Here is a 14,350-nt window from a genome sequence, read left to right as displayed (position 1 = left end):
TTTTCAATTTAATCAGTTACACTTAAATTAGCAAGCACCGCAACCCATCATGTTTTTCAGGAAGAACACAACGGCTACCAGCATGAAACCAAGAACAATGATGGTAGAATAGATGTTAGAGATGCATTTCCAACGGTTAATCCAGGTGGTATTGTTCCATCCCAGAGTCTGCATTGAGCTCCAGAAACCGTGAGTCAGGTGGAACCACAAAGCAATTAACCAAATGATATACAGTACAAAGAACAATGGGTTAGAGAAAGTCTGCATGATGTAACCATAACCATCAGCTGCATGAAGACCTCCCATCATCGGATTACCGATAATTTCAGCGAACTGCATTTTGTACCAAAAATTCACAAAGTGAAGAGCCAGACCCAGAATTACAATGATACCCAGTACCAACATGTTCTGAGATGCCCATTCCACATTTTTAGGTTTAGCTGTCACAGCATAACGTTCGTGACCACGTGCGGCACGGTTCTGCATAGTCAGCCAAAAAGCGTAGATGATGTGAATCACAAACAAGGCAGCCAATCCAACAGTTGCTACCAGGGCATACCAGTTAGCACCGAGGAATTCGCAAACCATGTTGTATGCCTCGCCTGAGAACAATGCAACAAGGTTCATCGCCATGTGAAATGTCAGAAACAGGACAAGGGCGATACCTGTTACGCTCATCACCACTTTCCTTCCAATAGATGAATTACTTAACCACATAAATGATTGAATTTAAATTATTTAATTGTTAGAACTAAAATTTCTTTTACAATATGTTATTTCTTGTTGCAAAATTAGAAGTTTTCCGCGAGATTACAAGGAATTATGGAAATAATTCTTTAATCTCGTTTAGGGAAATTCATTCCCGGCTTCTCCAGCAGTTCAAGAGCTTTTTTCATACTGTCACTCAAATCATTAATCACTCTGAAATATTCGTTCATATCCCACAGGTCACGGGCGATCAAGGCTTTGAGCTGTGTCTTGATCAACGGAAGAGCAGTCTGAAACTGTTCCTCATTATACTCTGCTCCCATCGTCTTGCCCAATTCGACCAGTTCATCCAGCATCTTGGAAGAAATCTCAAAGTCCTTATAGAAACGGTCAAAGTTCTTATACTTCTTCAACCATTCTGCCCGATGACGGTCAATCAGTTTAATATTCATCTGAACAATTGCTCCCTTATCCCGCAGAGCCAGATAATAGTCTGTGTAACGGGTTGTATCAAGCGGAACAAAATAATCCGGCATGATACCGCCGCCGCCATAGACGGTACGTCCCAGTTTATGGGTCTTATATTTTAAAGAATCCGGGAAATGAATACTGTCTGCACTTAACATTTCTCCCCGGTTATAGCGGTCTATCAGATCTTTGTTGTATTGTTCAATACTTTCATACGGCTTCTGAATACAACGGCCGGAGGGAGTATAATAACGGGCCACAGTCAGACGGATCATGGAACCGTCCGGCAAATCAATGGGTCTCTGGACCAATCCTTTACCAAAAGTCCGGCGTCCAACGATCATTCCACGGTCCCAATCCTGAACGGCACCAGAAACAATTTCACTGGCCGATGCAGAATATTCATCTACCAGGACAACCAGACGTCCGTTTAGGAAGGCTCCATTCCCTTTTGCAAAGAATTCACTCCGAGGATTGCGTCTTCCTTCCGTATAAACAATTAGTTCTTTCTTGCCCAGGAACTGGTCTGCCAGATCAATAGCCGCGTTCAGATAACCGCCACCATTCCCCTGAAGATCCAGAATCAGGTCTTGCATGCCTTGTTGCTTCAGCTTCTGCAAAGCCTCCATAAACTCTTTGCTGGTAGTAGCTGCAAACCGGTTGACACGAATGTATCCGATTCTGCGGTCTACCATATAGGCCGCATCCAGACTGTAAACCGGAATCTTATCACGCTTTACGGTAAATGAAAGCAAATCTTTCACTCCCTTACGCATAATCTTCAGATTGACAACCGTTCCTTTCGGTCCGCGCAAGCGGCGCATCACTTCGTCTGTGTTCATCTTCACTCCGGCAATAACCGTATCGTTGACCTGAATAATACGATCACCTGCAAGAATTCCTACTTTTTCAGAGGGGCCTCCGGAAACAGGCTGAATAACAAACAATGTATCCGTCGCCATATTAAACTGGATACCTATACCGTCAAAGTTTCCCTGCAACGGCTCATTCAGACGTTTCACTTCTTCCGGATCCGAATAAGTTGAATGCGGATCCAGCTTTTCCAACATGCTGACAATAGCAGCTTCGACCAGTTCCGGCTCGTCTACTTTATCCACATATAAATTGGCAATGGCAAATTCAGCCAACTGCAGCTTACGTGCCGGAGAATCCAACAATTTGTTTTGCGCCTGCATTCCTCCTGCGGACAAACAGGCCAGCATCACAATTAAACAAGTTCTTATCATGTCTTTCATTTTATTCAATCTTCATTCCTTCAGGCAAGAACGGAGTCACATCTTTGCCATATTGCAGCAGTTCACGAACAATTGTTGAACTGACAGAAGTGAGTTCCGGTTCCGTAAACAACAGGATAGTCTCGATACCGGAAAGTTTCCGATTGATATCAGCAATCGTTTCTTCATATTCAAAATCACGCACCGTACGAATGCCCCGGATAATGAACCCGGCACCACGTTCGCTGGCAAAATCAACCGTCAGGCCGGTATAAGCCTCTACACTAATACGCGGTTCATCCTTAAAAAGATCGCGTATCATCTGCACACGTTTTTCGGTAGGGAACCATGTACGTTTTCCGTCATTCACTCCGATACCGATGATTACCTCGTCCATAAATGTCAAGGCACGTTTCACCACTGAATAATGTCCGATCGTAAAGGGGTCGAACGTCCCCGGAAATATAGCTTTCAACACATCCAGAATTAAATGTTTCTACTCTCTTTCAACCGGCTTTCACACCTTATTATATATTATACGTTGTCCGTTATCAGATCTTCCTCCACTACCAGGTTATCGATAATAAAGTTCTGACGCTCCATTGTATTCTTTCCCATATAAAACTCCAGCAATTCCCGGACGGCGTCCGTCTTACGGAGAGTTACCTGCTCCAGCCGCATATCTTTTCCAATAAAGTTCCGGAACTCATCAGGAGAAATCTCTCCAAGTCCTTTAAATCGCGTAATCTCCGGATTGGGCCCTAACTTCTCAATCGCTGCCACACGTTCTTCATCCGTATAGCAGTAAATGGTTTCATAGACTCCTTTCTTCCGGTTGCGGACACGGAACAACGGCGTCTGAAGAATGTATACATGGCCTTTCTTGATCAGATCAGGGAAGAACTGAAGAAAGAAAGTCATCATCAGCAGACGAATATGCATACCGTCCACATCCGCATCGGTTGCTACAATCACCTTATTATAACGTAATCCGTCCAGTCCATCTTCAATATTCAAAGCGGCTTGCAAGAGGTTGAACTCTTCATTTTCGTACACAACCTTTTTCGTCAGTCCGAACGAGTTCAAAGGCTTACCCCGCAGACTGAATACCGCCTGCGTATTGACATCCCGGCTCTTTGTAATGGAACCGCTTGCTGAGTCTCCCTCTGTGATAAAGATAGAACTTTCTGCCCGTGGATCATCTTCATCATCCTTCTTGCCGGTTTTAACGTCATTCAGATGAATACGGCAATCCCGAAGCTTGCGATTATGCAAGTTTGCTTTCTTGGCCCGTTCACGTGCAATCTTTGTCACACCGGCAATCGCTTTCCGTTCCTTCTCCGATTCCTGAATCTTCTGAAGCAGGACTTCTGCTACATCCGCATGCTTATGGAGATAATTATCAACATTTTCTTTGACAAAGTCCCCAACAAACTTATTGACACTTACTCCCGACAACGGATATGGATTTCCGTCCGAATCCTTCTCCGGCGCCATGGTAAGCGAACCCAGTTTGATCTTGGTCTGACTCTCAAAAGTCGGTTCAATCACATTAATGGCAACGGCAGCTACCAGTCCGTTACGGATATCCTGGAACTCCATGTTCTTGCCGAAAAATTCCTTGATCGTCCGGGCCAGATGTTCCTTGAAAGCACTCTGATGCGTTCCACCCTGAGTGGTATGCTGCCCGTTGACAAAGGAATAATATTCTTCACCGTACTGCGGACTGTGCGTAAAAGCAATCTCAATATCCTCTCCTTTCAGATGGATAATCGGATACAATCCCTGTGAAGTCATGTTATCATTCAGCAGGTCTTCCAGCCCGTTCCGGCTGATAATGCGATGTCCGTTGTAATAAATAGCCAGTCCGGTATTCAGATACGTATAATTACGCAACATGGTTTCGATGAACTCCGGACGGAAATGATAATTCAGGAACAAAGTATTGTCCGGCTCAAAGAAGATATAAGTACCGTTCTCTTCGTCGGTGGAAGAAGTTGTGTCACTTATCAGATTTCCCTGTGTAAATATGGCCTCACGCATCTGACCGTCACGAACACTCCGTGCCACAAAACGAGAACTCAGGGCGTTGACCGCCTTGGCTCCCACACCATTCAGACCGACACTTTTCTTGAAGGCCTTTGTGTCATACTTACCTCCCGTATTCAGCATCGAAACAGCATCCACCAAACTTCCCAACGGAATACCACGACCATAGTCACGCACGGAAACACGCAGGTTATCCTCCATCTGGATATCAATGCGCTTTCCCGCTCCCATTTTAAATTCGTCGATACAGTTGTCCACCACCTCCTTCAACAGGACATAGATTCCGTCTTCAGCTTGTGAGCCGTCTCCCAAACGTCCGATGTACATACCCGGACGGGTACGCACATGTTCCATGTCACTCAGATGGCGAATGTTCTCCTCTGTATAGGAAACAGGGGTATTCTGTTGTTCATTTATTTCTTCCATGCTCATGTCGGTAATCAGACTTAAAATACTTTCTTATAAGCACGACGACGCTTGTGCTGTACCGATTCAAAGGCACTCCACTGCGCCTGTACTTTCTTGTTTACTTCCAGTTCCGGATTGCTCTCACCATACTGAAATCCCATCTGCTGATAAATTGGAACCAGATCATAGAAAAGCAAAGCATTCACGCCCTTACTTTGATACTCCGGCTTCACTCCCACAAGCAGCAGGTCGAGCACTTTAGGTTTCTTGAAGAACAGGGCTTTCAGCAAATGATACCATCCAAAAGGCAGCATCTTTCCTTTGGCTTTCTGCAATGCCTCTGAAAGCGAAGGCATCGAAATACCTACGGCTACCAGCTCGCCTGCTTCATCTTCCACCAGCGACACCATCCGCAGGTCAATTAACGGAAGATAAGTTTTAATATACTGATTGATCTGTCCCTGCGTCATCTTGGAATAACCGTACAGAGGCGCATAAGCTTCATTGATCAGATCAAAGATTTTCTGTCCGTAATTCTTTTCCTTAATCTCACTACGCTTCAGCTTCTTGATCTTCAGCTTATATTTCTGCAGAATAATTTCGGAGATGCGTACAAACTTCTCAGGAAGTTTATCGGGTACAGTCAATTTAAATTCCACCCAATCGGCCTCTTTCTCAAAGCCCAGACGCTCCATGTGTTGAGAATAATACGGATAATTGTAAATGGTGGACATCGTACTTAACTGGTCGAAGCCTTCAACCAGCATACCTTCTGCATCGAGATCCGTAAAGCCAAGAGGGCCTACCATTGCTTCCATCCCTCTTTCCTTTCCCCAGGCTTCCACCTGATCAAGCAAAGCTTTCGAAACCTCCGGATCGTCTACAAAGTCAATCCAGCCAAAACGAACTTCCTTTTTGTTCCATGTTTCATTGGCACGACGGTTAATGATGGCGGCCACTCGCCCTACCACCTTGTCGTCCTTATAAGCCAAAAAATAGTCCGCTTCACAAAATTCAAACGCCGCATTCTTCTGCGGGCTGAATGTTCCTAACATATCATCATACAAATCGGGTACAGAATAAGGATTATTCTTATACAACTCGTAATTGAAGCGGATAAATGTTTTCAGCTCTTTTTTATTGCTTACTTTCTTAATGATAATGGCCATCGATTCGTAATACTATGAAATTTCAGGGAGTAAAGATACGATTTTTTATTCGAAGAGCCTGCACTTCTTTTAATTTTCATAAAAACTTGCTGCTTTATACACCTTATATAATAAGAGGTTCATGTCAGGAGGTTATCTCTGGAAAATTTCTTCAAGTGAAAATGTCCAATAAGCCTTATCCAAAACTTTTTTCTTTATTTTTCTCCAGATTACACCGAGAGAAAGATATACAAGCAATATCAAAAAGACACTTAACACAGGTATATAGCAACAAAAAGAAACAATATAAAGCCAAATAAAAGAGAAGAGCACAATTTTAAAACAAGACAGAATCAAACAAGAAAGTATAGATTCTGTCAGAATCGGAAAATCAGGAATATTTCACCACCTCCCCGGGAATTTTTAATTCTCACCGATTTCAGAACCACTTGTCTTCCGGCAAAGAAAGAATCATTCCTATCACTTCAGCATAATTCCGCTGCCCCGACGAAATACGGTTTCCTTTTAAGTACCAGTTATAGATCACATGCTGTACTGATCCGATCCATGGACTATAACGCTCCGACCAATAACGCTGGCCGTCGGCCAGCTGACGAAGGATGGCCGGATGAATAGTTTCCAGCCAGGCTTTCCAGGTTTGTTCAGGAAGAGTCGCCGCCGCATTGGACAACACATACGACAAAAGTCCAAAATAACCGCTGTATCGCACGGCAGGTGATGTCGAACGAATGCAAATCTGGTAAGCCCAGAAATTAGCTTCGGCTTCGTTGCTTATGCCTAACAGATGAGACAGCTCATGGGCATAAGTAAACGGATATTGCAAAGGAAGAAGTTCATGGTTAAGATGAGACTCACCGAAAAAAGGTCCCATAAATCCCAAGACACCGACTCCGGAATAAAGAGAATTAAAGAATAAGTATTTTGGATGTTGGAAATCGCGAGGAAGTGCCAGTCCGTAATGTCCCGGAATCTGTGCATAGAGTTTCTTCACTTCAGCCTCCAGATTCATCCGGTCAGGAAACAACAATGCTCTTTCCGGTCTTTCTGAATCTGCCAGACAGGAATCATTAAGCGAAATGCCGGATGCGGCCGCATAGGAAGCATTCAACCGGTCGGCATAACTCTGTAAAAAACAACAGAACACCTCTTCTTCATACGGACGTGGTGCAACGTTGGCCCGGAGATAAAAACTGTCACGATAATAGTTCATTCCCCATCCCCAATAAAACCAGACATAAATCCAAAGCAAACACTCGGCCTCATATCCCAATATGCGTTTCCAGCGAAACTTCCGATGACGGGCCCAAAAAGGAAAAACCACCAGCAGCACCAGAGAGAGAACAACCACCCATTCGTCAAGAGAAAAAGGAACAAGCGAAGCTATTGCAGAAAGGAAAGTGGAAATGGCCGGATACATGCGGCATGCATAAAATTCGCCGGCATGAGGAATGAACCGGAATGCAAAGCTACCCACAACCAGGACAGCAAGCAAAGACCGGCGGATGACTTGAATTCTCTTCATAGAATATCTATTTATTGAAAGCAAAATTATCTTTTTCTGTTGAAAACACTTATTTTTGTCCGGATAAAGATTATTAACAACAGATAAAATATTATTCATCATGGTCTTGAACTATATCTGGCTTGCCTTTTTCCTGACAGCTTTTGCCGTGGCTTCCGTGCGTCTCATTTTCTTTGGCGACACTACTGTTTTTCCCGATATCATCAATTCAACCTTTGCTTCTTCAAAGACAGCCTTTGAGATTTCACTCGGACTTACCGGTGTTCTCTCCCTCTGGCTGGGCATCATGAAAATCGGCGAAATGGGCGGAGTGGTCAACTGGTTCGCACGAATTCTCAGTCCCCTGTTCAGTAAACTTTTTCCCGATATTCCGAAAGGACATCCTGTCACAGGAAGCATTTTCATGAACCTTGCCGCCAACATGCTGGGGCTGGATAATGCAGCCACCCCACTCGGTCTGAAGGCTATGGAAGGCCTGCAGGAACTCAATCCCCGAAAAGATACGGCAAGCAATCCGATGATCATGTTTTTAGTCCTGAATACATCCGGACTGACCATTATTCCCATCAGCATCATGGTCTACCGCGCACAGATGGGAGCAGCCCAGCCCACCGACGTATTTGTACCGATCCTGCTGGCAACTTTCTTTTCTACACTGGCAGGAATCATCACCGTCAGTCTTTATCAGCGCATCAATCTGCTGAACCGTACCATTCTTCTTTTCCTGGGTGGAGCCAGCCTGTTCATCGCCGGAATCATCTGGTTCTTCACCACACTCTCACGCCAACAAATTGACACGTATTCCACCACTACTGCCAATGTGTTCCTCTTTGTCATCATCATCGGATTCATCATAGCAGGCATGCGTAAGCGCATCAATGTATACGATGCATTTGTAGAAGGAGCCAAGGAGGGCTTTACCACAGCCGTACGGATCATCCCTTATCTTGTCGCCATCCTGGTGGGCATCGGAGTATTCCGAGCTTCCGGATGCATGGACTACCTGATCCGGGGTGTAGCGAAGTTAACAGAACTCTGTGGCATCAACAGTGATTTTGTCGGCGCACTTCCTACTGCTTTGATGAAGCCATTAAGCGGAAGCGGTGCCCGCGGACTGATGGTCGATGCAATGAGCACGTACGGAGCCGACTCGTTTATCGGACGTATGGCCTGTGTTTTCCAGGGATCCACAGATACGACGTTCTACATCCTGGCCGTCTATTTCGGAAGCGTGGGCATCACACGTACCCGTCATGCGGTTCCCTGTGGACTACTTGCCGATCTTGCAGGTGTCCTTGCCGCGATCTTCATCTGCTACCTCTTTTTCGGATAAACAAAGAAGATGCCGCCAAAAATGCGTAACTTTGCAACCACATTTAAATGTATAGACAATTATGATTACTTATCAAACGGAAGGCGTGGATATGCCCGCCATCAAGAAGCGTGAGACTTCGGCCTGGATAAAAGCCGTAGCTGAAACTTACGGAAAGAAGGTCGGTGAAATAGCTTATATCTTTTGCTCGGACGAAAAGATTCTGGAAGTAAACCGCCAGTATCTGCAACACGATTATTACACGGATATCATTACGTTCGACTATTGTGAAGGCAATCGGATTTCCGGTGATCTTTTCATCAGTCTCGACACCGTACGCACCAATGCTGAACAATTCGGTGCCACTTACGAAACAGAGTTGCACCGGGTGATCATTCATGGTATCCTTCACCTTTGCGGAATCAACGACAAAGGGCCAGGCGAGCGTGAAATCATGGAAGCTGCAGAGAACCGTGCCCTCGATATGCTGGCCGATTTCCAATAAAAGAAAATCCGTTCAATCCCGTTCCCTATTCTGTTTCCGTCTCCCGGACACTGGATTTTTGTCAGTGTCCGGGAGATGTTTTTTGAGAAAAATTCCCCTAAAAAAACGTCGAAGCGTTTTACCTTAAAGCCCAAAATCTTTTCACTGAAACGTCGAATTCTTTTTTAAAAAGCCCGAGGCCTTTTTTCAGGTTATTCCACCCCTTCCCGCATCCTCCCGGAAAACAAAATCTCCGGCACCGGTGTTCTAAATAAAAGCCCTATTCTTTTCAAGGTTACACCTTCCGGTAAGCCGCTAATTTTTCGTAACTTTGCAGACGACAATAAAACTAGAAACAGTATGAATTTCAATTACGACGTTATTGTAATAGGAGCCGGACACGCAGGTTGTGAGGCTGCAGCTGCAGCCGCTAATCTTGGCTCGAAAACATGTCTCATCACAATGGACATGAACAAGATTGGCCAGATGAGTTGCAACCCGGCCGTAGGAGGCATTGCCAAAGGACAGATCGTAAGGGAGATCGATGCACTGGGCGGTTACATGGGACTGGTAACAGACCGTACTGCCATTCAGTTCCGCATGCTCAACCGCTCGAAAGGTCCTGCCATGTGGAGTCCACGTGCACAATGCGACCGCGGTAAATTTATCTGGGCCTGGCGAGAGATTCTGGAGAACATACCGAACCTTCATATCTGGCAGGACACTGTTGAAGAACTTCTGGTCGAGAACGGAGAAGTAACGGGAGTGGTTACCTGCTGGGGCGTTACGTTCCATGCCAAATGCGTAGTTCTGACTGCAGGTACATTCCTGAACGGATTGATGCATATCGGCCGTAAAATGCTTGCCGGAGGACGGTGTGCAGAACCTGCATCCTATCATCTGACGGAATCCATCACCCGACACGGAATTACAGCGGGACGTATGAAAACCGGTACACCGGTTCGCATTGATGCACGCAGCGTCCATTTTGATTTAATGGAAACCCAGGACGGTGAAAACGATTTCCATCGTTTTTCTTATATCAGCGAGCCACGCAAGCTCAAACAACTTCAGTGCTGGACTTGCTACACGAATGAAGAAGTTCACGACACCCTGCGCAGCGGACTCGCAGACTCCCCGCTTTACAACGGACAGATTCAAAGTATTGGTCCACGCTACTGCCCCAGTATCGAAACCAAAATCGTGACATTCCCTGACAAGCCGCAGCATCAGCTGTTTCTTGAACCGGAAGGAGAAACAACACGCGAGCTTTATCTGAACGGATTCTCTTCATCCCTGCCGATGGAGATCCAGTTAGAAGCATTGAAGAAGATTCCGTGTTTCCGCGATCTGGTAGTTTATCGTCCGGGATATGCCATCGAATATGATTACTTCGACCCGACGCAACTGAAGCATACACTCGAATCAAAGATCGTAAAAAACCTGTTCTTCGCAGGACAAGTAAACGGAACAACCGGCTACGAAGAGGCGGGCGGACAAGGAATCATTGCCGGCATCAATGCACATATAAACTGTCAGGGTGGAGAACCATTCGTACTCGGACGTGATGAAGCCTACATCGGAGTGTTGATTGATGACCTCGTAACGAAAGGTGTGGACGAACCTTACCGCATGTTTACTTCGCGTGCCGAATACCGGATCCTGCTTCGTCAGGACGATGCGGACATGCGTCTCACCGAACGGGCCTACCGTCTGGGACTGGTGAAACAAGACCGGTATGACAAACTCTGCAGCAAGCGTGAAGAAATAGAACGAATCGTTGAGTTTGCAAAGACCTACTCCATCAAGGCAGATAAAATCAACGATGCTCTGGAATCACTCGGCACAGCAAGACTCACCCACGGATGTAAGCTGATTGATATCATCAGCCGTCCGCAAATCACCATCGACAACATTGCGCCACACGTCCCCGCTTTCCAGGCTTTACTTGACCGGATTGAAGACCGGAAGGAAGAGATTATCGAAGCGGCCGAAATACGCATCAAATACAAAGGCTACATCGACCGCGAGCGTACCATAGCCGATAAGATCCACCGGCTGGAATCCATCCGTATTAAAGGAAAGTTCGACTATGCAAGCCTTCAGTCTCTGTCAACCGAAGCTCGCCAGAAGCTGGTTAAGATAGATCCAGAAACCCTGGCACAAGCCAGCCGCATCCCTGGCGTATCACCAAGCGATGTAAATGTGCTGCTCGTCCTGCTAGGCAGATAAAAGGACGATGTTTCACGTGAAACAATTTGTTTAAGGAAAACATATAAAACATTGGATATGAATAAAGAAACATTAAAGAAAAACCTGCGCGAAATTCCGGATTTCCCCAAACCGGGAATTCTGTTCTACGACGTAACAACCCTCTTTAAAAATCCCGAATGTCTGCAAGGCATGATCGATGAACTTTACGAGATCTATAAGGATAAGGGCATTACAAAAGTAGTAGGAATCGAATCACGAGGCTTCATTCTGGGAGGTGCACTGGCTGCCCGTTTGGGAGCTGGCTTCGTCATGGCACGCAAACCCGGAAAACTTCCGGCAGAGACTATCGAAGAAACCTACGACAAAGAGTACGGAACAGACACCATACAGATCCATAAGGATGCAATCGGCAAGGATGATGTCGTACTACTTCACGATGACTTATTGGCAACCGGAGGAACCATGGCTGCTACTTACCGTCTGGTAGAACGCTGCGGAGCTAAACAGGCATTCGTCAACTTCGTCATCGAACTGAAAGGTCTGGACGGACGCAAAGCATTCCCCGAAAATGTAGAAGTAACCACTCTTCTGCAATTGTAAACGTCTTTACTATTCCCGGCGGTCATGCGGACATACTGCCGCAAGACCGCCGGGAATTTGTTTGATTCAATTAGTTCCGAAACAAGATGGAGAATAAAGAAAAAGCCATAGCCAATGATTACCTGCGTTCCATCGTGATGAACCTGCCGGAGACCCCAGGCATCTATCAGTATTTGGACAGCGAAGGTACCATCATTTATGTAGGCAAAGCAAAGAACCTGAAACGGCGTGTCTACTCTTATTTTGCCAAAGAGCACGAGTCGCGTAAGACCCGGGTACTGGTTACCCGCATTGCAGACATTCGCTACATTGTAGTCAACACCGAAGAGGATGCGCTGCTGCTGGAGAATAACCTCATCAAGAAATACCGTCCGCGTTATAATGTCTTGCTAAAAGATGACAAAAGCTATCCGTCAATCTGCGTCAGCAATGAATACTTTCCGCGGGTCTTCAAGACACGGAAGCTTATCCGCGATGGCTCCACTTACTTCGGACCATACAGCCACGTGCCTTCGATGATGGCTATGCTGGAACTGATCAAAAGGCTTTACCCTCTCCGCACCTGTAACCTGGCTTTAACTCCGGAAAACATCACAGCCGGAAAGTTCAAGGTATGTCTGGAATATCATATCAAGAATTGTAAAGGGCCATGCATCGGCGCTCAGTCGCACGATGAGTACATGAAAAGCATCGCTGAAATCAGGGAAATTTTGAAAGGGAATACACAGTCCATAAGTAATGCACTGATGGAGGAGATGCAGAAGCTGGCCGAAGAGCTCAGGTTTGAGGAAGCACAGAAAGTAAAGGAGAAATACGAGCTGATCGAAAACTACCGTTCCAAGAGTGAGGTGGTCAGTTCTGTCATCCACAACATCGACGTTTTTTCGATTGAAACGGACGAAAGTTCTGCTTACATCAACTATCTGCACATTACTAACGGATGCGTCAACCAGGCCTTCACGTTCGAATATAAGATGCGGGTTAACGAAAGCAAGGAGGAACTTCTCCAGCTCGGTATTGTGGAAATGCGGGAACGTTACCAAAGCCAGTCGAAAGAGATCATCGTACCTTTTGAGCTGGACATGGAGATGAATGGAGTGACTTTCACCGTACCGCAACGAGGTGACAAGAAACATCTGCTGGAACTCTCATTGCTGAACGTAAAACAATATAAAGTGGATCGGCTGAAGCAGGCCGAGAAACTGAATCCTGAGCAACGGAGCGCCCGGCTGATGAAGGAAATTCAGACGCAATTGGGACTGGACCGCCTGCCCGTGCATATCGAATGCTTCGATAATTCAAATATCCAGGGGTCTGATGCCGTAGCTGCATGCGTAGTATTCCGGAAAACCAAACCCAGCAAGAAAGAATACCGGAAATACAACATCAAGACTGTGACGGGGCCGGACGATTATGCATCCATGCAGGAAGTGGTCCGCCGCCGGTACACGCGTATTCTGGAAGAACAGGGAGAGCTTCCTGACGTAATCCTGACTGACGGTGGAAAGGGACAAATGGAAGTCGTACGGCAAGTCATCGAAGACGAGCTGCACTTGAATATTCCAATCGTCGGACTGGCAAAGGATAACCGTCACCGCACTTCAGAAGTACTTTTCGGATTTCCCCCATTAACCATCGGAATCAAACAGGGTACTCCCCTGTTCCATCTGCTGGAACAGATACAGGATGAAGTGCACCGTTTCGCCATAACCTTTCACCGGGACAAGCGAAGCAAGAGTCAGGTAGCTTCAGCACTCGATTCTATCAAGGGAATCGGAGAAAAACGGAAGTCAGATCTGCTTCGGACATTCAAGAGTGTGGCACGTATCCGGAAAGCATCCCTTCAGGAAATAGCGGCTGTTATCGGTGAAGCTGCAGCAATAAACGTGAAGGAAGCTTTGAAATAAACGAAACTTCAAAACTGCATATACAGAACATCAGAAATCTCGATTAATTTCGTATTTTTGTAACAAGAACAGAAACGTATGAGAGTAGTAATACAACGAGTAAGTCATGCCTCAGTTACCATCAACGGGGTATGCAAGTCTGCCATTCAGGAAGGCTTCATGATACTGGTCGGCATTGAAGAGGCCGATACCAAAGAAGATGCCGACTGGCTCTGTAAAAAGATTACAGGCCTGCGTGTATTCGATGACGAAAACGGAGTAATGAATAAGTCTA

12 protein-coding genes are annotated in these 14,350 nt (G+C 45.9%); 6 read left to right on the top strand and 6 right to left on the bottom strand.

Annotated elements, in window-relative coordinates:
- Positions 1 to 27: 27 nt before the first annotated feature.
- From BACCOPRO_RS00970 to BACCOPRO_RS00945, 6 genes are all read right to left on the bottom strand, one after another.
- Positions 28 to 717 (bottom strand): succinate dehydrogenase/fumarate reductase cytochrome b subunit, encoded by a 690-nt coding sequence (locus tag BACCOPRO_RS00970; RefSeq protein ID WP_008140058.1) that lies wholly within the window; start codon positions 715 to 717, stop codon positions 28 to 30.
- A 119-nt stretch (positions 718 to 836) separates the two neighbouring features.
- A complete protein-coding gene (locus BACCOPRO_RS00965) occupies positions 837 to 2,423 on the bottom strand; it encodes a S41 family peptidase (RefSeq protein WP_040311036.1) in 1,587 nt (528 codons plus the stop codon).
- 10 nt (positions 2,424 to 2,433) lie between these two features.
- Positions 2,434 to 2,889 (bottom strand): pantetheine-phosphate adenylyltransferase, encoded by a 456-nt coding sequence (gene coaD / locus BACCOPRO_RS00960; RefSeq protein WP_008140055.1) that lies wholly within the window; start codon positions 2,887 to 2,889, stop codon positions 2,434 to 2,436.
- A gap of 56 nt (positions 2,890 to 2,945) precedes the next feature.
- The gene (locus tag BACCOPRO_RS00955; RefSeq protein ID WP_155819018.1) at positions 2,946 to 4,886 is read right to left on the bottom strand and encodes a DNA topoisomerase IV subunit B; all 1,941 of its coding nucleotides are present in this window, start codon (positions 4,884 to 4,886) and stop codon (positions 2,946 to 2,948) included.
- A 20-nt stretch (positions 4,887 to 4,906) separates the two neighbouring features.
- Entirely contained in the window at positions 4,907 to 6,037 is a 1,131-nt protein-coding gene (locus tag BACCOPRO_RS00950) for a hypothetical protein (RefSeq protein WP_008140050.1), read from the bottom strand.
- Positions 6,038 to 6,455: 418 nt separating this feature from the next.
- Entirely contained in the window at positions 6,456 to 7,559 is a 1,104-nt protein-coding gene (locus tag BACCOPRO_RS00945) for a DUF3810 domain-containing protein (protein WP_022277819.1), read from the bottom strand.
- Positions 7,560 to 7,659: 100 nt separating this feature from the next.
- On the opposite strand from BACCOPRO_RS00945, the gene BACCOPRO_RS00940 reads away from it, so the two are divergent.
- From BACCOPRO_RS00940 to BACCOPRO_RS18415, 6 genes are all read left to right on the top strand, one after another.
- Positions 7,660 to 8,892, top strand: coding sequence for a spore maturation protein (locus BACCOPRO_RS00940; protein WP_008140043.1), 1,233 nt, complete (start codon positions 7,660 to 7,662; stop codon positions 8,890 to 8,892).
- A 61-nt stretch (positions 8,893 to 8,953) separates the two neighbouring features.
- Positions 8,954 to 9,376, top strand: a complete 423-nt coding sequence (gene ybeY, locus BACCOPRO_RS00935; RefSeq protein ID WP_008140041.1) for an rRNA maturation RNase YbeY — start codon at positions 8,954 to 8,956, stop codon at positions 9,374 to 9,376.
- A gap of 339 nt (positions 9,377 to 9,715) precedes the next feature.
- Positions 9,716 to 11,587, top strand: coding sequence for a tRNA uridine-5-carboxymethylaminomethyl(34) synthesis enzyme MnmG (mnmG, locus tag BACCOPRO_RS00930; RefSeq protein ID WP_008140039.1), 1,872 nt, complete (start codon positions 9,716 to 9,718; stop codon positions 11,585 to 11,587).
- Between the two features lie 57 nt (positions 11,588 to 11,644).
- Complete coding sequence (locus BACCOPRO_RS00925) at positions 11,645 to 12,169, top strand: adenine phosphoribosyltransferase (protein ID WP_008140038.1); 525 nt, start codon at positions 11,645 to 11,647, stop codon at positions 12,167 to 12,169.
- 86 nt (positions 12,170 to 12,255) lie between these two features.
- A complete protein-coding gene (gene uvrC / locus BACCOPRO_RS00920; protein WP_008140037.1) occupies positions 12,256 to 14,076 on the top strand; it encodes an excinuclease ABC subunit UvrC in 1,821 nt (606 codons plus the stop codon).
- A gap of 78 nt (positions 14,077 to 14,154) precedes the next feature.
- On the top strand, positions 14,155 to 14,350 hold a 196-nt coding region (locus BACCOPRO_RS18415), incomplete at its 3' end, for a D-aminoacyl-tRNA deacylase (protein WP_008140036.1).

Source organism: Phocaeicola coprophilus DSM 18228 = JCM 13818 (genome assembly GCF_000157915.1).
GTDB lineage: Bacteria > Bacteroidota > Bacteroidia > Bacteroidales > Bacteroidaceae > Phocaeicola > Phocaeicola coprophilus.
Note: the sequence above shows the minus strand (reverse complement) of the source record. Positions and strands in the feature narration are given on the sequence as shown.